Here is a 25,370-nt window from a genome sequence, read left to right as displayed (position 1 = left end):
CACCATAGAAGGAGATAGTAGATGCAAGACGTACTCTATACCGGCCGTAAAAATGATAGCTTCCAGCTACGCCTGCCAGAGCGAATGAAGGAGGATATCCGGCGCTTAGCTGAGATGGACGGGATTTCGATTAATTCGGCGATTGTGCAGCGCTTAGCAAAAAGCCTGCGTGAGGAACGCGTGAATGGTCAGTAAAAACAGCGAAGCCCGGAAGTGCGCTAACACTAACCGGGCTTCTATCGAAAATAACCGCGAAGGAAATATCGACATGAACAGTGTACAGAACAAAGAGCTAAGTTTCCACAATGTCACATTGGTACCAGTGCCTGTTGCGAATGGTATTTGGCTGACATCTGCAGATGTCGCTAAGGCACTGGGATATGCTTCAAGCAAAAGCGTTTCGACCATTTACTCACGTAATTCCGACGAGTTCACGAGCAGCATGTCAATGGTCATCAAAATGATGACCAACGGAATAAACAATAACTTACGTGAAAAGTCGGTCCGTGTGTTCTCTCTTCGTGGTTGTCATCTAATCGCGATGTTTGCCACTACCGATAAGGCGAAAGAGTTCCGCCGCTGGGTGCTGGATATTCTGGATCGGGAAGTGGCGCATTCGCCGATTGCGAAGCAGTTTACTGACGATGAACTTTCATCACTTGCCTGGTTGTGGCGGGCGAGTGACATCATGTTGACCGCCTGTGAGAGCGTTACTCCATTACTGAAGGTAGCCGAGCATCGACAGGCCGGGCACTTTCACACTATCGGACAGGAGTTGCCACGGACAATCAACAAGGCCAGAGAGATCATTAAGCGTGAGACGGCGCATATCGAATTTCACCCATGGAAGGATGATAACTGGAGCAGGGTATTGCCTCACCTGCGTCGGGAAATGTTGCAATGATGCACAAAGAAAAGCCGATAGTTACGAGCTACCGGCTATCCATAAATCTGTCATAAGGGTCCAACCAATGACTTCATTAAATTTAGCACCAAAAAGCCGTGTTGTCACCGATAAAACCATTGACTCTCAGTCGTTATTACTGATGGTAAATGATGCTCGCAAACAGTGTGGAGAGAAAGAAGTCCGCAATAATGACTTTGTTGGCCGCATTAAGGACGAGCTGGAAGGTGAGCACTACGAAATTTTCGTAGTGCAAAAAGCGAACGGGACCACCTCTGAAAAAGTAGTAATGTCCATCAAGCAAGCACTGCGCGTCGCCGCGCGCGAGTCCAAGGCAGTTCGCCGCTCTTTGGTTGATAAGCTGGAAGACATGCAGGCTATCCAGGTGCCGACCAAAAGCACCTCAGGGCTTACTGAATATCGGCTTGCCAAAGCTGAACAACTCAAAGCTCAGGCGCTGGAGAAAAACATCGCATCGGCCCGCGAGCTGATGTCAATGTTCCCGCGGCTTGGTGAATCGGCTAACCAGGTGATCGTTGCCACCCTTGTTAACCCGCTTCTCGGTCACGAAGTTGTGCCACTGCCGGCGATTGAGGAGCATTACTCAACGGCGGGTGAAGTGGCGGAACAGCTTGGGTGCACGGCGAACAAGGTCGGTCGCGTAGCTAATAAGCACAATCTAAAAACTGAGCAGTACGGCAAATTCTTCCTGGATAAGTCGAGACACTCAGATAAGCAGGTTGAAGCCTTCCGTTACAACACGGAAGGGGTTCAGGCACTTCGTCACCTGATCCATGGCGCTGATGTTGCCTAACTATCTGATAATAAATCTAAGCACTAATTAGTGCTTTGGCCCCAAACCCGCTTAACTGCGGGTTTTGTCGTATCGCTTCCCCTCTGCTACGATTGCCGCATCATTTACTGATGGGGATAGGGATATGCGAATTTTTATTGCACTTAGCCTTTTAATGGTCTCAGGCGCAGCCGTGGCTAGTGAAAAGTTAGTATGTGAGTATGCAGTGGGGGCGTTGTCTACACCTCCAAATCTGCTCACTAAAGGTAATGCGAATGTGATATTCGATGGAAAATCCTTTACGGCATATAGGCTGGATGGTTCTTTTGTTGTAACCCCACCATTGACTGAAAAGAAGGATGGGATGATTTTTGTTGATGATAAAACAAAGGTCTTTGCTGCCAGTCTGGACAGATCTAACTTTGCAGTGTCTGACAGAATAAAAAAAACCACAGAGCAGTGGGCTAAATGTTCGGGCGGGAGTTCTTACAGCAATGAAAGAGATCAAATATCAGGCTCACCGGTAAGCACGTCTGAAATTGAAAAGATAAAAAGATTGCCCGGCATTGCTGAATTACATTGTTCTAACTTTATTGATAAAAGATACTCTCAATCCAAAAATATATTCTATAAAATAAAACCCAGTATATTCGCTAAAATGCCGTTAGTTTCTGGTGGGGATATTACCTGTGAGGTGTCAAGTAATATATGGAACTGGAATGAAACAAATGTAATGGCAGTAGAGCATGGTCTTATTGATCGCATACCTTATACATTATATCACTCAGACGGTTCAGGGAATGTTGGCGTGGCAGATCAGGCGTGGTCGTTCGGGTGCGTAAAAGATTCAATGACGGATAAAAAACAATGCGAGATAACCAATGAAAGCATTAGGATAATTAAAAAGGCAAAAGGATACTCAGCTATTGTAGGTAATGAGCATTTCCCAGGGCGAAGTGCATATATAAGAGTTGGGCAAGGTAAGCCCATTGCCTCCGGCGATAATGGCTACTTTCCGAATGTCACAGGAATTGTCGGCAGCATCAATGGCGGTACAAAGTTGCTCACAAGGTATACCAAATGGCCTTATGATTATGTTGTTGATACTGAGGTTAATACAATTGGATTTGAGCAAGCAAATTTTCTTTTAGGTAAGACATTGTCAGTATACTAAGAGCTAATATGTAATTAACTTAGAACCTCGCTCCGGCGGGGTTTTTTTATTGTCCGGAGAAAGATATGGCAGAGAACGCTGGCGGCATTTATTACGACATTGAGATGGACATACAGGGCCTTCTTGTAGCCCAGCAGCGCGTTAACCAGCGCCTTGATCTGATGGAACGGGGATTTGATAAAACATCACGCTCCATTGATACCACAGAGCGTTCGATGTCGAGCTTGTCACGTGTTGCGGTTGCACTTACCGCAGCTCTTTCTGTCCAGCAGGTGGCTGAATATGCTGACGCATGGGCCACGGTTAATAACAAGTTATCCAACTCTCTTCGCCCGTCTGAACAACTTGCTGATGTAACTGAGCGCGTATTCAACATTACTCAGCAAACTCGCAGTAGTTTAGATGCAACGGCATCCCTCTACGCAAGACTGGAAAGGGCAACCAGGCAGTATGGGACCAGCGCAGATGATCTGGCGAAGTTAACCACAATTATAAACCAAGGGTTCGTTGTATCAGGTGCCACGGCGCAAGAGGCCGAGAACGCGATTATTCAGTTGTCGCAGGGCCTTGCTTCTGGAGCTTTACGCGGTGAGGAATTCAACTCTGTAAACGAACAGGGAAACCGCCTGATTGTTGCTCTCGCTGACTCCATGGGTGTTAGCATCGGCCAGATGCGCAACATGGCGGCACAGGGCAAGTTAACAACCGACGTGGTCGTTAATGGGCTTTTATCCCAGGGAGCGGTAATCGGGAAAGAGTTCGCCAACACTACGACGACGATCAGCCAGGCACTGCAGGTTGCTGGTAACAACATAACTAAATTCTTTGGTGAAAACTCAACCGTAAAAACCAGCGCTGGAATTTTTAATGACGCAGTCGTGACAGCCAGTGAAAATATCGGCTTACTCAGCGGGGCGTTAACTGCCGTGGCTGCAATTATGGGAAGCCGCTATGTTGGCGCACTTACGATGGCAACGGCGGCAAAAGTTCAGGATACGGCTGCATCTATTGCACAAAGCAAAGCTGCGTCGGTAGCAGCAAAAGACGCCGAAATAGAAGCGGCGGCAAAATTAAGATTGGCTGAGGTTGAAAAGGCAGCGGCAATATCGGCCCTTAACCTTGCAGAAGGTCGCTTGGCTACCCTCAAAACAACGAACGCCTCAGTAGCTGCTGAGGTGCAGCTTGCGGAGGCTCAAACGGCGGAAATACGCACGCAGCTTGCGCAGATTCAATCTGAAAAAGCGCTTGAGGCGCAGCGGCTGAAGGCGCAAATCTCAGATCAGGGGAGAATTGCGACAGCGACAAGGATGGCAGAGCTTCGCCAGGCCGAGGCGGCCTTGACAACTCAGTTAGCAAGAGCCGAGTCCGCAACTCAGAACGCAAGAGCAACAGCTATTGTGCAGGCAGAGGCGCAAGTAAGTGCTTCCCGTTTAGCGACAGCTGACGCAACGGCAACCGCTACAGCCGCAAACGCACGCTACATAGCATCCCAGGAAGCCGCGACTATAGCTTCCAGATCGGCATCTGTAGCCGGGGGGGTGTTGAGAGGGGCGCTAGGGTTAATTGGTGGGCCTGCAGGTGTCGCCATGCTTGCGGCGGCGGCTATTTTCTATTTTTGGCAGAAAGCCCAGCAAGCCAGAGAAGAAGCCCTTCGTTTTGCCGATAGCTTGGATCGCGTGAACGCCTCAATGAAGGCGATGAATAATACACAATTACGTGGAACCATCGCCGATGCGAATAAATCTATACGTGCACAGAAGGATGAAATATCTGATCTCCAATCCGAAGTCGATTCCTTAAGGTCACGCTATCAAAACTTCACCCCAGCGGCCCAGGCTGCTGCAGAATCTATGGGGCAAGGCGCTGATTTTGCTCGCCAGCAGGCTGAGATTTCAGATCAGCTAGCTCAGAAATCTCGCGACCTTGCAAATGCTCAGGAAAAACTGGCAAGAACTCAGGACACCGCAGCGGAAGCTAACAGGACCCTAACAAACAACATGCTCACTTCAATGGGTGTGCATGATGGGCTGATCCAAAAGGGTTGGTCACTTGAGCAGGTGCAGAGCGCGGTTGCGAAGGCTTTCGGCAACACTGCTGATGAAATAAACCGAGCAAATCAGGCTGGACAAAACTTCAACCCCAAAGCGCTGCAGGTTTCTCCTCCTACCGCTGATGGCGACAAAGTAATTCTTAACCTCGAAGAGCAGAACGAGTTACTGAAAATTCAGGATGAACGCCAAAGAGCAGTGACAAAAGCCAGAATGCAGGCAGCTAAGGTCACTGATAACCCAAACCAGATATCAAGGGCTGGCGATCTGGCCGGAGAAAACTACGACCTTCAGAAAGCAGAAGAAGCTCGCCAGGAGGCTCAGAGAAAGGGAGAGCAGCAAGACAAGCGTTCAGCATCAGCCGCAGAATCAGTTTCCCAAAAACTTGAAAACCTTCGCCAGCAGTCTGAACTTGCAGCCAGTTCAACTCAAGAATTGAGCCGAGACAGCGCGATATTGCGTGCGCAGCAGTCACTCGGCAGCGCCGCAACTCAGGCGCAGATTCAGGAGGCTGGGCAATACGCCGCTAAAGCGTGGGATGCGGCCGCAGCAGCGAGAGGCGTAACCGAAGCGCTCAAAGCCATGCCGGAGCAGGCGGAGAATAAATCCTACGCCGAATCCATGCAGAACCTGAAAGCGGCCCTGAATGCCGGGAAGATTGACCTTCAGGAGTACAACGCCGCTACCGAGCAGATGGAGCAACAACACCAGGCTAATCTGGCTAAGATACGCGCTCAGCAAGTTGTTAACCCGACACAGCAGGCCGCCGCCGAGGTTGACCCGGTTCAGCAACTGGCTAATCAGCACGCTCAGGAACTGGCCCTCATCCAGCAGTTTGAGCAGCAGGGGGTTTTGGCCCATCAGAACGCGCTGGCCCTCAAAAACGCAGCAGACACGCAGTACGAACAGCAGAGGACCGCAGCTCAATGGGAAATACTCAGCCAGCAAAGCCTCGGCTATAACATGCTGACGAGTGCGGTTGACGCCTTTAGCGGGAATGCATCCAATGCAATTACCGGACTGCTAACCGGCACAATGTCAGCTCAGGAGGCGATGCGGTCACTTGGGAATACCATCCTGAACAGTGTGATCAACAGCATCGTGCAGGTTGGCGTCGAAGCGCTGAAAAACTACATCCTCGGCCAAACTCTCGGCGCGGCTTCTGTCGCTTCATCGGTTGGAATGGCGGCAACGACGGCTTCAGCATGGGCGCCTGCTGCTGCACTGGCATCACTCGCAACGTTGGGTACAAACGCCGCGCCGGCATCAGCAGGCATCACATCAACTGTAGGACTTGCGAGCGGTCTTGCTCTGTCTGGCGCGCGCTATAATGGCGGGCCGGTATCGGCCGGCAGCATGTATCAGGTAGGTGAGAAAGGTAAGCCGGAGATTTACCAGGCCAGCACTGGCAAGCAGTACATGATACCTGGCGATAATGGAAAGGTTATCAGCAATAAGGATATGCAGGGCAATGGCGGCAATATGCGCGTCACCCACAACGTTTACAACTATGCGAGCGGGGTACAGGTTGATACGCAGAGCAGCCAGAATAACGGTGAACTACTGGTAGAAACATTCATTACCGACCTGCAGAACGGCGGCCCAATGTCATCTCAGATGCAGCAGAGTTTTGGCCTACGCCGACAAGCGACAGGCGCTTACTAAACCAACCCGCTTCGGCGGGTTTTTTAATGCCAGGAGGACACGTGGCTACAGTTCAATACCCTCCGTTCCTGCCACTTCCCCAGCGCGCCGATCAGAATATGACGCAAGATACGGCATGGCAGACGACGCAGACTGCTGTCGGCCCTGCGATATTTACACCAATCACTACCGACCTGAAAGCGACCTGGACGCTGCAGTGGATATTCACGCTGGCGCAGGCCGAGCGGTTTAAGTCATGGCTGCGGTCACCGACCTATTGCGACCGTGGGCGCAACTGGTTCCAGATGCCGATCGACCTTGGGGATACACAAGGCGTGCAGCAACAGACGCTTCACTTCGTCAGTATGCCAGTGCAGACCAGCAAAAATGGAAGCGTTGTAACCTGGACGGCGACGGTTATCAGCAACGGTATCGAGGATATGACCGAGGACTACGACGACTGGATTGTCGAAGCGCAGCCGGGTTATGGCTACTGGCTGGATTATCTGGTGACCGAAGTTATGCCGAGGGCCGACTGATGCCGACATTGAGAGAATGGAAGGAGCGGCGGCCGGCCAGTGATATCAAGCAGACTGTGGAGTTTTACCATCCTGCGTTTGGTTATTACCGGGTGGTCAATAACCTGTTCCGCCCGGCGACGTTCGGTGGAAACTCCTTCGAGCCAGCGCGATTCAGTGTGACCGAGCCAGCGCAGGACGGAACGGCAGTTATATCAATGACCATAACGTTTGTCGCCGCGACGGAGCACGTCAGACAGACGCTTAAAAGCTGGCGTGGGGCTGCGCGCATGACGCCGATAAAATGCCTGTATCAGCAGTGGAATGCGATCGGTGACGCATCATCGCTGAAAGACTGGACGCTGTATGTGAACGACATTTCCGCCGACGCTAGCAACGTCACCGTGACCGCCGGAAAAACTAACCCGCTAACGCTGGCCAACTCCATCATTTACACCACGAAAGACTATCCCGGGCTGATCACTGTATGACACAGAGTGAATTTATCGGGCTTGTTAACGGCAAGCCCTGGGCTAACCGCGCCTGCAGTTTTGAGCAGATTGATTGCTGGGGCCTGGTGGTTCTCTATTACCGGCATGTGCTGGGGCTAGAGCTGCACCACATCGCCGGGTACGAATCTGGCGCGGAGTTCATCACCTGCTACGAAGAGGAACGCGCCCACTGGCGGCGAGTGCCGGTGGCGACCACCGGATGCATCGCCGTTTTTTACCGCGGCGAATTACCAGCGCATATCGGTGTGATGATCAGCCCGGTGAAATGCCTGCATGCCCGCGGTGAATTTGGTTTCGTACGCTGCGACAGCCCGCTGGCATTACTGAAGGTTTACAGCAAAGTGGAGTACATGGTGCATGGTTCGATATGAATTGCAGCGACTGCCCGGCGCTCCGCTGCAGCGAGGAACGGTAGAACCCGGAACCGCACTGATTAATCTCCTGGATTCTCTGCAACTGCACCGTGATGTGGTCGTTAAACTTAATGGTCGCGCGCTGTCGGACGACTACGATATCAGTCGTCCATTGAGTACCGGTGACGTCGTGGCGGTGTTCGATCAGCCGGAGGGCGGGGTCGGAAAGTTGGTCACCACAATATTGCGTCCAGTATCAAAAATCCTCTCCGGCGCGCTGAAAGTATTCGGCCTGTCAAACAAGCCCAGCGCTTCGGTATCGGTGGCGACCGGCGAATCCCCAAATAATGACTTAACCGGCCAGACGAACCGCGCGCGACTCTACAAGGGGCGCCCGAACATTTACGGCCAGTGCCGCGTCTTTCCTGACCTGATTCAGGAGGCGCTGTTCGAGTTTGTCGACAATAACAAACAGCTTACGGAATGGTTCGAGGTCGGTTACGGCCGGTACACCATCTCCTCGATCCGCTACTCCGAATCGAACCTCGGCAGCCTGGCGGGCGCCAGTTCTGCGATTTATAACCCGGGTGACGTGATCGGCACGATTGAAGTCGGCTATCAGTTCGATGACGTCGATAACGAAACTGTACCGGGCCTGAACGAAAGCGAGGATTTCCCGGCTCAGACCGCCACAACGACTGCGCCGACCTCAGTAGCTATAGAGAGTAATCAGCTCAAGGCTGTTGTGCTGTCAAACGATGACAACTTCGCCTACTTCGCGGCGCTGGCGGTACCGCACCCGGTTACGTTCGTCATCAACGCCACATGGAACGACGGCGGCACAAGCGTTACTCGAAACGTCACCGGCGCCGGGAACATCATCTCCTCAGAGAGCGCTATCGGCGACGACACGCTGTCGTACACGACGTTTTATATCGGCGAGCTCTCAGGTGAAATTACGTCGCTTCCGGGCAATGCTGTTATCAACTCGACGCTGTTCACACTGAATGATCAGACGCCGCTTGTTATCGGTCCGTCAGTGTCGCCGATTGTCTCGACGCAGGTCTGGGTGCATGTGCTGGTTCAACTTGGCGCGACCGCTGGCACAACGCAATACAGGATTAAGTTCTGGAAGGTTGATGATGACAACAATCAGGTGCCGGGGACGTCTGAACAGTATGATTATTTCTTCGATAACGACTTCCAGGTGACGACCCGGTATTTCCGCACAACGCATAAATTCACTCCGGCTGCCGGGGCGGGGCGTTATGCGGTGACAATCGAGCGACTCGACAACAGCAACGATGCCAACGTCGTAACGCTGATGGCAATCCACGCGGTGAACGTGCGCGAAAACGTCGTGTATCAGGAAGACACGATTGCCCGCATCACGATTAAGGGGGCGAACGATAGCAACAGCAATCGCGAGCAGAAGTACAACATGCTGGCGCAGCGGCATACCATCAGCTACGACAGGACCACCGGCGCGGTCGATTACACGCTGCGGCCGAGTCGTTCGTTTGCCGACGCCATCCTTCACGAATGGGTGGTTGTCGGTAAACAGGACGTTGCCAGTATTGACGTCGTCGCTCTGTATGCCATTGCTGACTCACTGCCGGATGCCCAGCTTGGATATTTCGATTACACCTTCTCGGATGAGAAACAGCCTCTTGGTGAGCGCATAGCGACGATCGCCAATGTGGCCCGCGTTGACGGCAATAACATCGGCGATGTGCTGACGTTCTGGCGTGATGAGAAAGTGACAAATCCCGATGCGGTTTTTGCGCGCTCAAACATGTTCTGGGACGAGTACAAAGTAGCCTGGCAAATGTCTCTCCCTGGTGGTTACGACGGCGTGGCGCTGGATTACGTTGACCCGCTGACGAACAAGAAGGCGTACATCTACCTGCAGATCGACAGCAGCGGCATCACTGAGGTTGAGGATGCCACTGTTAACGCGATGCAGATCAGCCTGGATGGCTGCCGCAACGCCACTCAGGCAACCGATCGGGCCTGGCTTGAGGCGAGAAAAATCCTTTACTCACGCCTGACCATGACGGTGAAAGTGCTGGAAGAAACGCAGGTCGTGCGCGGCACGGTGGTTCAGTGTCCGGACATGTACGACAACGCGCAGCAAACCGGATACATCACTGGGCGCTCCGGAGACGAGTTTGCGACCTCAGAGCGTATCGACTTCTCACTCGGCGATATGTGGGTGGTTATGACCGACAGCCTCGGAAATTACCGCGGGCGCTGGCGGGCCTATCCGGTAAGCGGCAAGCCCAAAGTATTTCAGGCTGCAGCCGACACCTTCGATCTGAACATTTATGACCGCGAAAATGTGCAAAACCCCAGCCGTTATTTCATTGCTACCGACTCGGAACTGAACTCCACAATCTGGCGCGTCGATAGCGCTAAACCCAACGGTGACGATACTCAAACCCTCTCACTCACTGAGTATTCAGACTCGATTTATCCGTAACACACAGCAGTAATTACCAACCTTCGCGCACACCATCAGGTTAATTTCTGAGGGCTTCGTGCGCCTTTTATAGGGCGACATGCACAATGGCAGAAGTACCGTTACCAGCTCCAACCGACAATCAGGTGCCAAGCACTGATATCCGGGATGCAGTTTATGCCGGCGCCATGCTGGATAAGGTTGTCACCAGTACAGAGCTGACATACACCGATCGCCTCGGCGGTGAACATTACACCGTTGACGGCATCAAGGCAGAAGGGGATAAAGTCGTTGAGGAAACGCGGCAGAACCTGATCCCTCTCAGCCGCCAGTATATGACCCTGGCTGCAGCGCAGGCGGATATAGCGAACATCCCAGTGGGGTCGACCACATATTACCGAAGCCCGGATGACAGCGCTCTTGCGGTTGAGGTAATTAATAACGCAGGAACGTTGATCGAAACCGGTCGTAAAATGCCTTCTCAGGCTGCTTTATTCCCTTTGCGCCTGTCTAATATGTTTGACGATGGTGGTTTCCGATCAGGAATTCCGCCGAAAATGAAAAATGCATCGTCAACGTACGTTACCGGAAAACTTGTATCGATAACCGATTCTTACCTTATGGGGATAGGCTGTAAATATGGAGCTCGCCTGCCTGATGGTGATACATATACCAGCGTTCTGGCCTCACCGGTAAAAATTCCTGAGCCGCAGTATGGTAAATACGTGCTGATGTCAGCACTTGTTTATGCTGCTGATGGCAACTTTGGTTCTGATTCAACGTGCTCATATCTGGCAGATGCTGGTCTGAACAACATCACCAGTCCAACTGTGCCATATGTAAATTATCGCCGTGATATTTCCTCTACGGTTCGTTGCTATGCCACTCTGGCATTTGTTCCTGCTGATGGCAGCGCGCGCTATCTCCACATAGGCAAGGGTGGGCTTGGGGCACCTTCAGATACGCGGCTCATTACCGGCCTGTGCTATGTATTCAGCGAATCGGTAATGAATCTGGACAGTATTAAATGGGACGCTCCGTACCCGGCCAGCGACTTTGCAATCAACCATCGCGAACTGGATAAAAAGTTTAATTATCACGGCAACATCATCCCGTTCGGCGATATGGATGGCGGGGCATTTAACCCGCTTATTCGTTCCGGCTCATCCGTAGTTGCTCTCACCACGCAGCAAACCCTTATTGAGCGCGGGTATAAAAACGCCGTGCAGGCACGCACTGGCGGGACTGAGTTTATCCGTAGTACAGGAAATGCCGACCTCCGTGGAAAAACTGTCTGCGGGTATTTTCTGATCTACGCAGAAAATCAGAGCGACGTCGACAATCTGGATTACGCCAACATTTTCCAGAGCAATGACGGAGCTCTTGCGCAGATCACCTACAGCAACGATATCGGTAAGAAAAAAGTCGGCGATTACCTGTGGCTGTTGTGGGCGAAAGGCACCGTTAACGCGTATACCAACCCGGTTACCGAACTTTGTCTGGGCTGGGCGACGGCGCCTGTCACCGCGAACCGGTTTGCCACCGCCTTTTATCTTTCTGTCGGAGCAACGGACTACGATATTCAGCCGCTGCTCTGGCGTCTGACAGAGCGCAACGTTGCCAAGCGTGTAGTCAACGAACTGGACACATTGAACCAGGTCCGCTTCACGAACCAGGATGTGCTGCAGTTTAATTTCGAGCGCAACCTGCTGACGTATGGTGACATGGATGGGGGAAGCCTGAATCCTCCGGTTCGTGGTGGGTCGACTGTTGTATCCCTGACCACTCAGCAGTCATTGCTGGATCGCGGATATACCAGGGCAATTAAGTGGCGCACCGACGGGTCAGCGACGGAGTTTGTTGGCTATACCAGCACTGCCGATCTGCGCGGTAAATACGTCGGTGCCTATTTCCTGATTTATGCCGAAAATCCCGCTGATGTCGCAGGTATCGCCCGGGCGCAGATTTTCCAGGTTAATGGTGCATCTCTGGTTGAGATCACCTACACCACTGAGCGCGGTATCAAAACCGTAGGGCCGAACTTGTATCTTGTGTGGCAGGCCGGCCAGGTTAGCACCTACACCTCAGCTGTTTACACTCTTTGGGTGGGGTCAGGCGTTGCACCTGCCACGTCTGAGCGCTATGCCACAGGGTTCTTCCTGATGGCTGCGGATACCGCAATAACAATGGACCCTGTGCTGCGCCGCCTGACAGAGCGTAATATGGCAAAGCTCGTTAATGAGCAATACACCAGTGCATCTGCAGAGTTCATCAGCGAGAAAATCACCGTCAAAAACAGCAGTAAAATTGTCATTCTGGGTGACAGTTACACTGAGTCAATGCACGCTCTGAAAGACAAGTCGTATGCGGCGATGATCTCCATGCTTACCGACTGGCGAATCGAGCCGTATGGCGTCTCCGGAAATGACTGTGTGATGATGAACCAGCGCATCATCAGTAACAGCCCGACATTTGGGTGGGGTATTCGCGATATGGGGGCTTCTCATGTTGTGATTATCAGTCAGACAAATGATGCGGCAAAACGCAGCATATCCTACCGGTACTGGCAGGAGGACATGCAGCGGGTTATTCAGTCAGTCAGGGCTCTTGGCGCGAAGCCCATTTTCAGCACTGAGCATCCGCAAATTGATAACTGGGCGTATGCGCAGACCCGTCAGGTTGCCGAGAAATTTGGCGCTGAATTCTGGGATATTACTACTGAAGCTCGAAACTTTGAGTTCAATAGCGATGGTCGTTTATGGGTAGGTTCTCACCCAGGGACCAGAACGAACACGCAGTTGTGGTCAGGTATGCTGAAGGGCGTTAACGGAATGCCGCGACCCAGAAGCGGGCTTAAAATCTTCCGTGTCCGTCCTGGGTATACCGTCGGTACTGTTGCCGATCTGGTCTATGACGATGTAACTGACCGCGCGCAACGATTTAAAGAAATAACGCTGGGGCATACCGCCATTCCGACGGCAGACCAGAGTTATTTCGATAATCTGAGCGTGTATAACGCGATCAACACTACCCGTACCCGCTATAACTCTGAGTATGGGCAACTTGCTCAGGGCACGGCGCTGGCATTCACAAATTATGCTCTGGTGGAAGCCATTCTTCCGTCGTCTGCTGATGGGGTGCAGTCTGTACGCCTGGTCACTGCGGGTAGCACTGTAACTGTGTACGCATTAAACCGCCTGACACAGCCAGCGTTCACCACAGCTATCTATAAGGCATTCACGGGGGTTACGGCGACACCAACTGTTGGTGATGTTTACAGTGATGGGACCACCTCATTTACTGTTGTTGGGCAGTATCAGGATAAATTGATTTGCAATCCGAATGCGGCCACAGCAAGCAGCGGGACGCTAACGAAAGTCAGTGGTTCCGGGCCATCATCAATTACCTATACAGGCGCAGAGCAGGGCTTCGACCCGGCGTATTACACGCACTACGCGGATAAAAAAGGAACCTGGGAAGCTATAACTGGTGCGATCACGTCACCAAATATAGTGAAGTACATGCAGGGGGACAAAATATCGTTCCTGATCGCCGCGTCAGGTAGTTTTAGCCTGTCAGATATTCATGTCGAATATACAGGACGTGACAGCAAAGGCCTGGATAACTGGCAGCCGGTGGAGCGTCGGGCGAGGGGAGCGGAGCTTCTTACTCAGGGCAAGTTTGGTGATGATGAAATCTCCGGATGGACCCGGATCGGAAGCGTACCTCGTTATGTTCCATCTGGCGGAAATCCGCCGGCAGGATGCACAAAGGTGGTGGTCGTTGACGACACCAATTATATCACCCAGGACTTTACGGCACCGACTGAAGCAGATGCCGTGGAGCTGGAGATAAAAGTATGGTGCCGTCGATGGGTATCGCTGTTCGATTCCTCGTCCAGTTTTTCTACTTCAACTATTACCCCTGACTCATATGACCTGTCAAAGCTTCGCGTTCTGATAGGTCAGCAAGCCACTGGTAAAGAAGTTGTTGCCACTGAATTCTCTTCATCTGCAGCTCTGGGATGGAGAGAGATAAAATTCAGATACTGGCATACCGGTAACAATGCGTCTCCGACCAAAAACCTGCGACTGACCGTAATGGGTGAGGCAGGGAAGCAGACCGAGATAGCGTGGGTTTCCATCAGGGAAGTTTAATTCTTTGCCACGGACGGCAATTCAATAACAAACAGAGCATTGCGGCTGTCATTGATATTGATAGCCGCTTCCTTTCTTGATCTTCTCGCTCAATGAAATTACTGTATATATAAACAGTATTTATATGAGCGAGTCTATTATGCAGTTCTACACGCCCGTTGAGTTACGTAAGATCATCCTGATCCCATTGTACAGCGACCTTGTGCAGTGTGGTTTTCCGAGTCCCGCGCAGGATTATGTTGAGCAGCGCATCGATCTGAACGAACTATTAGTCAATCACCCCAGCGCGACGTATTTTGTCAAAGCTGCCGGCGATAGCATGAAGGATGCTGGGATCGGGGAGGGGGATTTACTGGTTGTGGATAGCTCAAGAACCGCAGTACATGGTGATATCGTGATTGCAGCTGTGGATGGGGAATTCACTGTAAAGAAACTGCAGCTGCATCCGCGGGTTCAGCTTAACCCAATGAACCCTGCATATTCGCCGATAGTTGTGGGTAGCGAGGACACTCTCGACGTGTTCGGGGTCGTCACTTACATCATTAAATCAGCGGGCTAAGATGTTTGCGCTTTGCGATGTGAATTCATTTTACGCATCGTGCGAGACGGTGTTTCGTCCTGACCTGAAAGGGCGGCCAGTGGTCGTCCTTTCCAATAATGATGGTTGTGTGATTGCACGTAGCGCAGAAGCCAAGCCGTTTGTCAAAATGGGTGAGCCGTACTTCAAGCAAAGGGATCTGTTTCTCCGGCACGGCATTATCGCGTTTAGTAGCAACTATGAGCTCTATGCCGATATGTCCAATCGTGTGATGACCACGCTGGAAGAACTGTCTCCGCGCTGCGAAATTTACAGTATAGATGAGGCATTTTGCGACCTGACAGGGGTTCGTAACTGTCGAGATCTTACCGACTTTGGCCGGGAAATTCGTGAGACAGTTCTACGCAGGACGCATCTCACGGTCGGCGTTGGTATTGCTCAGACCAAGACGCTGGCAAAGCTTGCCAATCACGCCGCGAAACAGTGGCAGCGCCAGACCGGAGGTGTGGTTGATTTGTCGAACCTGGAGCGGCAGAGAAAGCTAATGGCGATCTTGCCAGTTGATGAAGTGTGGGGCGTTGGCCGCCGTATCAGTAAAAAACTGGAGTCTATGGGGATAGACACAGTGTTAAAACTTGCCGACACGGATATCCGTTTCATCAGGAAGCACTTTAATGTTGTGTTGGAAAGAACGGTGCGGGAGCTGCGCGGCGAGGCATGCCTTGGTCTTGAGGAATTCGCGCCGGTAAAGCAGGAAATCGTGTGCAGCCGTTCGTTCGGCGGCCGCATCACTGAATATCATGAAATGCGCCAGGCGATATGCAGCTACGCATCGCGCGCAGCCGAGAAACTTCGCGGCGAGCATCAGTATTGCCGGTTTATCTCAGCGTTCGTTAAAACCAGTCCCTTTGCGCTTAATGAGCCATATTACGGAAACAGCGCATCGGTAAAGCTGCTTACGCCAACCCAGGACAGCAGAGACATAATCACCGCGGCGGCGAAATGCCTCGATGCAATCTGGCGAGACGGACATCGTTATCAGAAAGCAGGGGTAATGCTGGGTGATTTTTACAGCCAGGGTGTGGCACAGCTGAATCTATTCGACGACAACGCACCGCGGCAGAACAGTGAGAAATTGATGGAAGTCCTCGACCACCTCAACGCGAAGGATGGCAGAGGGACGCTCTATTTTGCAGGGCAGGGAATCCAGGCCGCATGGCAGATGAAGCGAGAAATGCTATCACCCCGCTATACAACGAGATACAGCGACCTGTTGAAAGTTAAGTGATCGGCTCTATTAATTCCGGCCCCTGATTCTTAACGTTACCCACCGCGCGGGATACAGGGTGCCAGGTGAAATGGTCCGCTGACACAGCGCCATCAGCAATTATTTCCTCCGCCTCTTTCCCTCCGATATCCTGCCTCATCCATTCGCGCGCTGCTTCCGGCACTAACACTAACGGCCGGCGGTCGTGAATATCGACCAGCCCCTGGTCGGCAGCTGCAGTCACAATCAAAAATCCCTCAGCTTCATCTCCGCGTTCGAAGGGGACGCTTCCAATCGCCGCCATAAAAATCGGCTGACCATCCTTACGATGGATGAAATAGGGCTGCTTCTTGTCACCTTCACGCTTCCACTCAAACCAGCCATCCGCAAAGCAGATAGCCCGGCCATGTTGCCACAGTGGTTTAAACATTCTGCTTGTTGCCGCGGTTTCTACGCGAGCGTTAATAAGCGCTGGCTTATCCCACCACCCTGGTGCGTAACCCCAGTGAACTGGATCGAGGTGCAGCTGTTCGTTACGTTCGCTCAGCAATAGAACTTTGGTACCGGGGGCGACGTTGAAGCGTCCTATTGGCTCTGGATCAAAGGCGATATCCCGCTCGACCTCTTCAGCCAGATAAGCCAAGTATTCTTCACGGGTTTGTGATTGGGCAAAGCGTCCGCACATAGCTACCTCCAGTCGGTAAGACTAAAGTATAGACGTCACGGTTGAGTACAGATCGAGGGATAAAGCTTAGATATAGAGTGTCATCATGAAAGAGTGGTGCGCACCGAAATTTACATGATTAACGCAGAAAAGGATGCCACGGGATTGCGTTGCAGTAAACAGTCTCGTTTCCATTCTGGAAAGCCGCTTCCAGTTTGGGGCATGAGTGGGACAGAAAAGTACCGCAGATGATTCACAGAAGAACATAGAGAGTGAAATCCTCTGCGGTAACTTATTAAGATTTACCCAGATACTGCCGAAGATAACGCAGGACTAAAAAATACTCCTGCCTATCCTGAACAAACCAGACTGGGCGCAGTAGGCGCTCAGTTAGCCTTTCTTCGCGTGGAATAGCCCGCTTTCACCGTCGGCGTCATCTGCAACCCAAAAATTAATATTGAACTGCGCGTCGTCGCTAAGCTCAATGCGGTGCCAGTACTGCGGCGGGCTGGTCGCGAACTGTCCGGCGTTGATAACGACCTTTGCTTCAGGCTCTGTCGCCTGTTCGTCGGCGAAACCATAATAGGTTACCGTACCTTCCATCACGCAAAGCTGGCCGAAAACACCCGCAGCGGTGTTGTGGTGCGTCAGCAGAGCGGCAGGGACGTTCTGTTTGGTAAAGAATGGGGTGGAGCGTTTTACCTTCCAGCTAGCGGGAATACGCAAATGAGACATCATGTGCTCCTTAGTTAACATCGATAAGTTGCATTTAATATGCAACTTTATGTGACCGACGTCAACGTGCAGGCAAAAAAAACGCTCCCGGAGGAGCGCTTTATCAGCAATTGTTCTTAGCGGCCAAACAGATCGCGCTTTTTAGGTTTAAACGGCTGTGCGATAAGCACCAGCGCGCCGACAACCAGATAGGCGGCGAAGATCCCGACCAGCCACTGCGGCATTTCCAGCGTCAGGAATTCCCACTGGCGTACGGAGCAGTCACCGGTTGCGACAAATACCTGAGGCAGCCATTTATCCAGCGGCAGCCACGTGGGGAAACGAGCGGCGAAATCGCAGGTCTGGAAGGGGGAAGGGTGAAGCTGAATCATGGTGTGTTCCCATGCCAGCTGCAGCCCGCGCAGGGCGCTGTAGAGCCAGATAATAATCGCCACATAGCGCAGAGGCGATTTTGGCGCGATGGCGCCGACAATACCTGCACCCATAATGCCAAAAAGCGCGCAGCGTTCGTAAATACAGAGTACGCAGGGTTGCAGCAGCATGACGTGCTGGAACCACAAAGCAACCAATTCAAGAACAAACGCGGTAAGCGCCATCAGGAGCCAGGCACCGCGTCCCCTTGAGCACTGGTTTAAATATCGCAACATAATCATTTCCCTGGAACATGCTAAATCATGGCAGTGTAAACGAAAACCGAAGCGACGCCAGCAGCTAGTCTGAAAATATTACGTAAGCGAATATGGAATACCCGGATTTTTGATCCGGGTATTGCTTTTTTATTTCAGCAGCTGAGGCGTCACCAGCCAACCCTGCTCCAGCATCCACTGGGTCGCCGGCATCAAGGTAAACTCGACGCACGCCAGGCCCACCAGGGTCAGGACGAGAGTATACGGCAGCGCCATCCACACCATACGGCCATAGGAGAGGCGAATCAGCGGGGCCAGCGCGGAGGTGAGCAGGAACAGAAACGCGGCCTGACCGTTCGGCGTGGCGACGGATGGCAGGTTAGTACCGGTATTAATGGCCACCGCCAGCAGCTCAAACTGCGGCAGGCCGATCGTCCCATGCTCCAGGGCCGTCTTCACTTCGTTGATGTACACGGTGCCGACGAAGACGTTATCCGAAATCGACGATAGCAGGCCGTTAAACAGATAGAACAGCGATAGCTGGGCGTGCGGCGAGGCCTGGAGAACAAATTCGATCACCGGGGCAAACAGGTGCTGATCGATGATCACCGCCACGACGGCAAAAAAGACCGTCAGCAGCGCGGTAAACGGCAGCGCTTCGGTAAACGCTTTGCCGATGGCGTGTTCATCGGTGACGCCGGAAAAAGTCGTTGCCAGAATGATGACCGACAGGCCAATCAGGCCGACTTCCGCCAGATGCAGCGCCAGCGCGACGATCAGCCAGACGCCAATAACCCCCTGGGCGATAAGACGCAGGCGATCCTGACGGCTGCGGCTCTGACGGCTACGATCGTCGAAATCCTGCAGCACTTTGCGCACCGTAGGCGGCAGCGGTTCGCCGTAGCCAAACAGGCGGAATTTCTCCAGCAGCAGGCAGGTGAGCAGGCCGCATACCAGCACCGGTAAGCTTACCGGCAGCATGCGTATGAAGAATTCACCGAAGTGCCAGCCCGCGGCTTTGGCGATAATCAGGTTCTGCGGCTCGCCGACCATCGTCATTACGCCGCCGAGCGCGGTGCCGACCCCGGCGTGCATCATCAGGCTGCGCAAGAAGCCGCGAAACTGCTCCAGAACATCGCGATAGTGCTGCTCGATATGGCTGTCGTCGAGCATGTTGTCATCGTCCGGCCGCGCCGAAGCGGCTTTGTGATAAATACCGTAGAAGCCAACGGCCACGCTGATCACGACGGCGACAACGGTCAACGCGTCGAGAAAGGCGGAGAGGAAAGCGGACGCGACGCAAAACGCCAGCGACAGCAGCATCTTGCTGCGAATGCCGAGCAGCAAACGGGTGAAGATGAACAGCAGCAGCTGCTTCATGAAGTAGATACCCGCCACCATAAACATCAGCAGCAGCAGGACTTCAAGATTACTGGCCACTTCTTCGCGAATATGCCCGGGCGTGGTCATACCGATAAATACCGCTTCAATAGCCAGCAGGCCGCCCGGCAGCAGCGGATAACATTTAAGCGCCATCGCCAGGGTGAAGATAAATTCGATAACCAGCAGCCATCCGGCAATAAACGGATGAAGATAAAAGACCAGCGGATTAACGATCAGGAAAATGATGAGAGTGAGTTTGTACCAGTCCGGGGACTGACCAAGAAAGTTGCGCCACAGGGCGCGGCCATACGACATTTCCACGACAGACATCCTTTCTCCGTCAAATTCTGAAACATGATTTTATGCGTAACTATACGCAAGATTACCAGTTGCGCAAAACGAGACGCAACTTTCTTCGCATCACGTTCTTTAGCCACAGAAAGTGTGAAATGAAAAGTTGAAAATGAAACGGCGATCCCTTTTTAATTACTTTCTGGCGCTATCTGCCTTATGGCCGCTCTGGTATGATGAGTCGAATAGCAACGCTGTGTAATGGAAATCTTATTATGGTCATTAAGGCGCAAAGCCCTGCGGGTTTCGCTGAAGAGTACATCATTGAAAGTATCTGGAATAACCGCTTCCCTCCTGGTTCAATTCTTCCCGCTGAACGTGAACTTTCTGAACTGATTGGTGTTACCCGTACAACCTTACGTGAAGTGTTGCAGCGTCTGGCCCGCGATGGCTGGTTAACCATTCAGCACGGTAAGCCTACCAAAGTGAACAACTTCTGGGAAACGTCAGGTCTGAATATTCTCGAAACCCTCGCGCGTCTCGATCACGACAGCGTTCCGCAGCTGATTGATAATCTGCTGTCCGTGCGTACCAATATTTCGACTATTTTTATCCGCACCGCTTTCCGTCAGCACCCGGATAAGGCGCTGGAGGTTCTGGCGAGCGCGCGTGAAATTGAAGACCACGCCGATGCGTTTGCCGAGCTGGATTATAATATCTTCCGCGGTCTGGCCTTTGCTTCAGGTAACCCTATCTACGGCCTGATCCTCAACGGGATGAAAGGTCTGTACACCCGCATAGGTCGTCACTATTTTGCCAACCCGGAAGCGCGTAGCCTGGCGCTCGGCTTCTATCATCAGCTGGCGAAAGTATGTGAAGAAGGGCTTCATGAACAGGTTTATGAAATCGTTCGCCGCTACGGGCATGACAGCGGGGAGATTTGGCATCGTATGCAGAAGAATTTGCCGGGTGACCTGGCGATTAATATGCGCTAGACCCCGCCCACGAATAAACAACGCCCGGTGCTGTCACCGGGCGTTTTGCTGTTTACGCGCTACAGCGGATTGGGCCGCGGCGGCGTACGTTCCAGCAGCTCAACGCTACCATCGGCGTTTTGCTGCTCCAGAAGAACGTCAAATCCCCACAGGCGGTGGACGTGCTTCAGCACCTCGCGGCGTCCTTTATCCAGCGGCACGCGGTTGTGCGGCACGTAGCGCAGGGTGAGCGAACGGTCGCCGCGCAGATCCACATTCCATACCTGAATGTTCGGCTCGAGGTTGCTCAGGTTGTACTGCGCTGAAAGCTTCGAACGAATCTCACGATATCCCTCTTCATTATGAATGGCGGATATTTCCAGATAGTTGTTGTGATCGTCATCGAGCACGGTAAAGAAGCGGAAATCGCGCATGATTTTCGGCGACAGGAACTGGCTGATAAAGCTTTCATCCTTGAAATCGCGCATGGCGAAGTGCAGGGTTTCGAGCCAGTCGGATCCGGCAATATCCGGGAACCAGTACCTGTCCTCTTCCGTCGGCGACTGACAAATACGTTTGATATCCTGGAACATGGCGAAACCCAGCGCATAGGGGTTAATGCCGCTATACCACTGGCTGTTATAGGGCGGCTGGAACACCACGTTGGTGTGGCTGTGCAGAAACTCCAGCATAAAGCGCTCGGTGACTTTTCCTTCATCATAAAGATGATTCAGGATGGTGTAGTGCCAGAAGGTCGCCCAGCCTTCGTTCATCACCTGAGTCTGCTTCTGTGGATAAAAATACTGGCTGACCTTACGCACGATACGCAGGATCTCACGCTGCCATGGCTCCAGCAGGGGCGCGTTTTTCTCCATAAAGTAGAGCAGGTTTTCCTGCGGCTCAGAGGGATAGCGGCGTGCCGCTTCAATGGTCTTTTCCTCTTCGCGCTTCGGCAGGGTGCGCCACAGCATATTCACCTGGCTTTGCAGATACTCTTCCCGGCTTTTTTGCCGCGCCTTTTCCTCCTGCAGCGAGATTTTCTGCGGGCGTTTATAGCGGTCAACGCCGTAGTTCATCAAGGCGTGGCAGGAGTCGAGCAGCTTCTCGACTTCATCAACGCCGTAGCGCTCTTCACATTCGGTGATGTATTTACGCGCGAAGATGAGATAGTCGATGATGGAGCTGGCGTCGGTCCAGCTGCGAAAGAGGTAGTTATTTTTGAAAAACGAGTTGTGCCCATAGCAGGCGTGCGCCATCACCAGCGCCTGCATGGTGATGGTGTTCTCTTCCATCAAATAGGCGATACAGGGGTTGGAGTTAATGACGATTTCATAGGCCAGCCCCTGTTGCCCGTGCTTATAGGCCTGTTCGGTCTCAATGAATTTTTTACCAAACGACCAGTGCGGATAGTTAATCGGCATCCCGACGCTGGAGTAGGCATCCATCATCTGTTCGGAAGTAATGACTTCGATTTGGTGCGGATAGGTGTCAAGACGATACAGCTTCGCCACCCGATCGACTTCTGCCAGATAGGTCTCCAGCAGCTCAAAAGTCCAGTCGGGTCCATCGCTTAAACGGGTTGTGTCCTTGTTCATGGAATCAATCGTAGCCATTAGCGCGCCCTCGTTGTTGATGGTTCTCTCTGTACGGAAAACCTCTTAACAAGCATAGAACACGGCGTCGCAAACTGCGTGCATCCACATTTTCTTTTCTTCGCGATTTCACAATCTTAAAGGCGTTGTTTTACGGTTTAAACAGGATTTTATTCTGTAGAAAAATGAGGCGCAGCAGGAGATGGTAAACCGACGGGGGCAGTGCTGGCGCAGAACCCTGTGAGATAAGTCACCATAAATAAAGCGTATGTTGAATAATATTTTCATCTGAGTTATCAATTTGTAATCAGATGATTGTTCTTTAACGATTACGGAGCCGCTATGCGCGTCGTCATACTGGGAAGTGGGGTAGTTGGAGTGGCTAGCGCCTGGTACTTAAGCCAGGCAGGACATGAAGTGACGGTTATCGATCGTCAGCCGGGGCCGGCCGAAGAGACCAGCGCCGCTAACGCCGGGCAGATCTCTCCCGGCTACGCTGCGCCGTGGGCGGCGCCGGGCGTACCGTTGAAGGCGATTAAGTGGATGTTCCAGCGCCACGCGCCGCTGGCTATTGGGCTGGATGGCACGCCGTTCCAGCTGAAATGGATGTGGCAGATGCTGCGCAACTGCGACACTCGCCACTATATGGAAAACAAAGGACGTATGGTGCGCCTGGCGGAGTACAGCCGCGACTGCCTGAAGGCGCTGCGCGAGAGCACCGGTATCCAGTATGAAGGCCGGCAGGGCGGCACGCTGCAGCTTTTCCGCACCGACAAGCAGTTCGAAAACGCGACCCGCGATATCGCGGTACTGCAGGAGGCGGGCGTGCCTTACCAGCTGCTGGAGGCAAACCGCCTGCTGGACGTTGAACCGGCGCTGGCGGAAGTGAGCCATAAACTGACGGGCGGTTTACGTTTACCTAATGATGAAACCGGCGACTGCCAGCTTTTCACCACGCGTCTGGCCCTGATGGCGGAACAGGCGGGCGTGACTTTCCGTTTTAATACACCGGTGGATGAACTGCTCTATGAAGGGGATCTCATCTCCGGCGTGAAGTGCGGCGCTGAAATCATCAAAGCCGACGCTTACGTGATGGCATTCGGTTCATATTCGACGGCCATGCTGAAAGGGCTGGTGGATATTCCGGTCTACCCGCTGAAAGGCTATTCGCTAACGATTCCGATCGCGGAAGAAGACGGCGCGCCGGTTTCGACTATCCTTGATGAAACCTACAAAATCGCCATCACCCGTTTCGACAGGCGTATTCGCGTTGGCGGAATGGCTGAAATTGTGGGATTTAATAAAGAACTGCTGCAGCCGCGGCGTGAAACCCTGGAGATGGTGGTGCGCGATCTGTTCCCGCGCGGCGGCCACGTTGAACAGGCAACCTTCTGGACCGGACTGCGTCCGATGACCCCGGACGGTACGCCGGTGGTGGGCCGCACGGCGTATAAAAATCTGTGGCTCAACACCGGCCACGGCACGCTGGGATGGACCATGGCCTGCGGTTCAGGCCAGCTGATCAGCGATCTGATCTCCGGGCGTACGCCGGCGATCCCGTATGACGATCTTGCCGTCGCCCGCTACGGCCGCGGCTTTACGCCGGCCCGCGCTCAGCATCTGCATGGCGTTCACAATTAACAAGGAGCTTTCATGTCTCGTCCTGTAAAGGCCAGCATTGATATGTCAGCCTTACGCCAGAATCAACAAATTGTTCGCCGCGCGGCGCCCGGCTCGCGCCTGTGGGCGGTGGTCAAAGCCAATGCTTATGGCCACGGCCTGGCAAGGGTCTGGAACGCGCTTAGCGCCGCGGACGGTTTCGCGATGCTCAATCTTGAAGAGGCGATCCTGCTGCGCGAGCTCGGCTGGAAAGGGCCGATACTGATGCTGGAAGGTTTCTTCAATGCCGATGAGCTGGCGCTGTTTGATAAATACCGATTGACTACCAGCGTGCACAGTAACTGGCAAATCAAGGCGCTGCAGCAGGCGAAGCTGCACGCGCCCCTCGATATTTACGTCAAGGTGAATAGCGGGATGAATCGGCTGGGTTTTATGCCGGACCGTTTGCACATCGTCTGGCAGCAGCTGCGAGCGCTCGGTAACGTCAGCGAAATGACGTTAATGTCGCATTTCGCCGAAGCGGAAAACCCGGACGGCATTGTCGAGCCGATGCGGCGCATTGAGCAGGCGGCGGAAGGGCTGGATTGCCCGCGCTCGCTGGCGAACTCGGCGGCAACCTTGTGGCATCCGGAGTCGCATTTTAACTGGGTGAGGCCGGGGATCGTGCTGTACGGCGCCTCGCCTTCCGGCCTGTGGCAGGACGTGGCCAACACCGGGCTGAAACCGGTGATGACGCTAAGCAGCGAAATTATTGCCGTACAGAACCTGAAAGCCGGTGAAGCGGTCGGCTACGGCGCAACCTGGCGCGCGGCGGAGGAGCGGCGTATCGGCATCGTTGCCTGCGGCTATGCTGATGGTTACCCGCGGCTGGCGCCGAGCGGTACGCCGGTGCTGGTTGACGGCGTACGCACCGTGACGGTCGGGCGCATCTCAATGGATATGCTGGCCGTGGATTTAACCCCATGCCCGCAGGCAGGGATCGGCGCGCCGGTTGAGCTGTGGGGCAAAGAGATCAAAATTGACGATGTCGCGGCCTCCTGCGGCACCGTCGGATATGAATTAATGTGCGCGCTCGCGCCGCGCGTACCGGTTGTGACGGTGTAACTTAGCCTGAGG

General features: G+C 53.1%; 19 protein-coding genes and 1 pseudogene. 15 read left to right on the top strand and 5 right to left on the bottom strand.

Annotated features, from left to right (window positions below):
- The first annotated feature begins 21 nt into the window (after positions 1-21).
- The 12 genes and pseudogenes from ABLU96_RS26815 (at position 22) to ABLU96_RS26760 (ending at position 16,390) form a co-directional block, all read left to right on the top strand.
- On the top strand, positions 22-195 hold the full coding sequence (locus tag ABLU96_RS26815; protein WP_004136225.1) for an Arc family DNA-binding protein: 174 nt from the start codon (positions 22-24) through the stop codon (positions 193-195).
- On the top strand, positions 185-904 hold the full coding sequence (locus ABLU96_RS26810; protein ID WP_348862984.1) for a P22AR C-terminal domain-containing protein: 720 nt from the start codon (positions 185-187) through the stop codon (positions 902-904). The genes ABLU96_RS26815 and ABLU96_RS26810 overlap by 11 nt, the downstream gene beginning before the upstream one ends.
- A 67-nt stretch (positions 905-971) precedes the next feature.
- On the top strand, positions 972-1,718 hold the full coding sequence (locus tag ABLU96_RS26805; RefSeq protein ID WP_348862982.1) for a hypothetical protein: 747 nt from the start codon (positions 972-974) through the stop codon (positions 1,716-1,718).
- 124 nt (positions 1,719-1,842) lie between these two features.
- Positions 1,843-2,169, top strand: a pseudogene (locus tag ABLU96_RS26800) (hypothetical protein); the annotation flags it as partial.
- Positions 2,170-2,936: 767 nt separating this feature from the next.
- Positions 2,937-6,584, top strand: a complete 3,648-nt coding sequence (locus ABLU96_RS26795; protein WP_348862980.1) for a tape measure protein — start codon at positions 2,937-2,939, stop codon at positions 6,582-6,584.
- Positions 6,585-6,625: 41 nt separating this feature from the next.
- Positions 6,626-7,102, top strand: coding sequence for a hypothetical protein (locus ABLU96_RS26790; RefSeq protein WP_049101993.1), 477 nt, complete (start codon positions 6,626-6,628; stop codon positions 7,100-7,102).
- Complete coding sequence (locus ABLU96_RS26785) at positions 7,102-7,572, top strand: hypothetical protein (RefSeq protein ID WP_032419293.1); 471 nt, start codon at positions 7,102-7,104, stop codon at positions 7,570-7,572. Before ABLU96_RS26790 ends, ABLU96_RS26785 begins: the two co-directional genes overlap by 1 nt.
- Positions 7,569-7,964 carry an NlpC/P60 family protein gene (locus ABLU96_RS26780; RefSeq protein ID WP_348862978.1) on the top strand — a complete coding sequence of 132 codons (396 nt, stop codon included), beginning with the start codon at positions 7,569-7,571 and terminating at the stop codon, positions 7,962-7,964. The genes ABLU96_RS26785 and ABLU96_RS26780 overlap by 4 nt, the downstream gene beginning before the upstream one ends.
- On the top strand, positions 7,951-10,428 hold the full coding sequence (locus ABLU96_RS26775; protein WP_348862976.1) for a host specificity factor TipJ family phage tail protein: 2,478 nt from the start codon (positions 7,951-7,953) through the stop codon (positions 10,426-10,428). The genes ABLU96_RS26780 and ABLU96_RS26775 overlap by 14 nt, the downstream gene beginning before the upstream one ends.
- Before the next feature lie 167 nt (positions 10,429-10,595).
- Positions 10,596-14,564: a hypothetical protein gene (locus ABLU96_RS26770; protein WP_348863097.1), complete on the top strand. Its 3,969-nt coding sequence runs from the start codon at positions 10,596-10,598 to the stop codon at positions 14,562-14,564.
- 139 nt (positions 14,565-14,703) lie between these two features.
- Positions 14,704-15,123 (top strand): translesion error-prone DNA polymerase V autoproteolytic subunit, encoded by a 420-nt coding sequence (locus ABLU96_RS26765; protein WP_032734479.1) that lies wholly within the window; start codon positions 14,704-14,706, stop codon positions 15,121-15,123.
- Between the two features lies 1 nt (position 15,124).
- The gene (locus ABLU96_RS26760; RefSeq protein ID WP_233933202.1) at positions 15,125-16,390 is read left to right on the top strand and encodes a Y-family DNA polymerase; all 1,266 of its coding nucleotides are present in this window, start codon (positions 15,125-15,127) and stop codon (positions 16,388-16,390) included.
- Here the strand turns inward: ABLU96_RS26760 and ABLU96_RS26755 are convergent.
- From ABLU96_RS26755 to nhaB, 4 genes are all read right to left on the bottom strand, one after another.
- Positions 16,383-17,054, bottom strand: coding sequence for an SOS response-associated peptidase (locus ABLU96_RS26755; protein ID WP_233933203.1), 672 nt, complete (start codon positions 17,052-17,054; stop codon positions 16,383-16,385). The two genes, ABLU96_RS26760 and ABLU96_RS26755, sit on opposite strands and share 8 nt — an antisense overlap.
- Before the next feature lie 369 nt (positions 17,055-17,423).
- Entirely contained in the window at positions 17,424-17,768 is a 345-nt protein-coding gene (locus ABLU96_RS26750; RefSeq protein ID WP_004103255.1) for a DUF1971 domain-containing protein, read from the bottom strand.
- A 116-nt stretch (positions 17,769-17,884) separates the two neighbouring features.
- The gene (gene dsbB, locus ABLU96_RS26745) at positions 17,885-18,415 is read right to left on the bottom strand and encodes a disulfide bond formation protein DsbB (RefSeq protein ID WP_014229804.1); all 531 of its coding nucleotides are present in this window, start codon (positions 18,413-18,415) and stop codon (positions 17,885-17,887) included.
- 129 nt (positions 18,416-18,544) lie between these two features.
- Positions 18,545-20,098: a sodium/proton antiporter NhaB gene (nhaB, locus tag ABLU96_RS26740; RefSeq protein ID WP_025106151.1), complete on the bottom strand. Its 1,554-nt coding sequence runs from the start codon at positions 20,096-20,098 to the stop codon at positions 18,545-18,547.
- A gap of 245 nt (positions 20,099-20,343) precedes the next feature.
- Between nhaB and fadR the strand changes: the two genes are divergently transcribed.
- The gene (gene fadR, locus ABLU96_RS26735) at positions 20,344-21,063 is read left to right on the top strand and encodes a fatty acid metabolism transcriptional regulator FadR (protein WP_004851987.1); all 720 of its coding nucleotides are present in this window, start codon (positions 20,344-20,346) and stop codon (positions 21,061-21,063) included.
- A 59-nt stretch (positions 21,064-21,122) separates the two neighbouring features.
- Here fadR and ABLU96_RS26730 read toward each other — a convergent pair whose 3' ends face one another.
- Positions 21,123-22,655: a SpoVR family protein gene (locus tag ABLU96_RS26730; protein WP_004138526.1), complete on the bottom strand. Its 1,533-nt coding sequence runs from the start codon at positions 22,653-22,655 to the stop codon at positions 21,123-21,125.
- Positions 22,656-22,976: 321 nt separating this feature from the next.
- Here ABLU96_RS26730 and ABLU96_RS26725 point away from each other — a divergent pair, with 321 nt between their 5' ends.
- Together ABLU96_RS26725 and dadX are read left to right on the top strand one after the other, a co-directional pair.
- The gene (locus tag ABLU96_RS26725; protein WP_004851984.1) at positions 22,977-24,275 is read left to right on the top strand and encodes a D-amino acid dehydrogenase; all 1,299 of its coding nucleotides are present in this window, start codon (positions 22,977-22,979) and stop codon (positions 24,273-24,275) included.
- Positions 24,276-24,287: 12 nt separating this feature from the next.
- A complete protein-coding gene (gene dadX / locus ABLU96_RS26720; protein ID WP_064405619.1) occupies positions 24,288-25,358 on the top strand; it encodes a catabolic alanine racemase DadX in 1,071 nt (356 codons plus the stop codon).
- Positions 25,359-25,370: the final 12 nt, after the last annotated feature.

Origin of the sequence: Klebsiella sp. CN_Kp106 (assembly GCF_040064575.1) — a bacterium.
Taxonomy (GTDB): domain Bacteria; phylum Pseudomonadota; class Gammaproteobacteria; order Enterobacterales; family Enterobacteriaceae; genus Klebsiella; species Klebsiella michiganensis.
Note: the sequence above shows the minus strand (reverse complement) of the source record. Positions and strands in the feature narration are given on the sequence as shown.

Coding starts and splice junctions, on each gene's coding strand:
- ABLU96_RS26765 (WP_032734479.1), top strand. CDS start 14,704: ATGCAGTTCTACACGCCCGTTGAGTTACGTAAGATCATCCTGATCCCA.
- ABLU96_RS26815 (WP_004136225.1), top strand. CDS start 22: ATGCAAGACGTACTCTATACCGGCCGTAAAAATGATAGCTTCCAGCTA.
- ABLU96_RS26770 (WP_348863097.1), top strand. CDS start 10,596: ATGCTGGATAAGGTTGTCACCAGTACAGAGCTGACATACACCGATCGC.
- ABLU96_RS26780 (WP_348862978.1), top strand. CDS start 7,569: ATGACACAGAGTGAATTTATCGGGCTTGTTAACGGCAAGCCCTGGGCT.
- fadR (WP_004851987.1), top strand. CDS start 20,344: ATGGTCATTAAGGCGCAAAGCCCTGCGGGTTTCGCTGAAGAGTACATC.
- dadX (WP_064405619.1), top strand. CDS start 24,288: ATGTCTCGTCCTGTAAAGGCCAGCATTGATATGTCAGCCTTACGCCAG.
- ABLU96_RS26810 (WP_348862984.1), top strand. CDS start 185: ATGGTCAGTAAAAACAGCGAAGCCCGGAAGTGCGCTAACACTAACCGG.
- ABLU96_RS26760 (WP_233933202.1), top strand. CDS start 15,125: ATGTTTGCGCTTTGCGATGTGAATTCATTTTACGCATCGTGCGAGACG.
- ABLU96_RS26750 (WP_004103255.1), bottom strand. CDS start 17,768: ATGTCTCATTTGCGTATTCCCGCTAGCTGGAAGGTAAAACGCTCCACC.
- ABLU96_RS26725 (WP_004851984.1), top strand. CDS start 22,977: ATGCGCGTCGTCATACTGGGAAGTGGGGTAGTTGGAGTGGCTAGCGCC.
- ABLU96_RS26805 (WP_348862982.1), top strand. CDS start 972: ATGACTTCATTAAATTTAGCACCAAAAAGCCGTGTTGTCACCGATAAA.
- ABLU96_RS26755 (WP_233933203.1), bottom strand. CDS start 17,054: ATGTGCGGACGCTTTGCCCAATCACAAACCCGTGAAGAATACTTGGCT.
- ABLU96_RS26795 (WP_348862980.1), top strand. CDS start 2,937: ATGGCAGAGAACGCTGGCGGCATTTATTACGACATTGAGATGGACATA.
- dsbB (WP_014229804.1), bottom strand. CDS start 18,415: ATGTTGCGATATTTAAACCAGTGCTCAAGGGGACGCGGTGCCTGGCTC.
- ABLU96_RS26785 (WP_032419293.1), top strand. CDS start 7,102: ATGCCGACATTGAGAGAATGGAAGGAGCGGCGGCCGGCCAGTGATATC.
- ABLU96_RS26775 (WP_348862976.1), top strand. CDS start 7,951: ATGGTTCGATATGAATTGCAGCGACTGCCCGGCGCTCCGCTGCAGCGA.
- ABLU96_RS26730 (WP_004138526.1), bottom strand. CDS start 22,655: ATGGCTACGATTGATTCCATGAACAAGGACACAACCCGTTTAAGCGAT.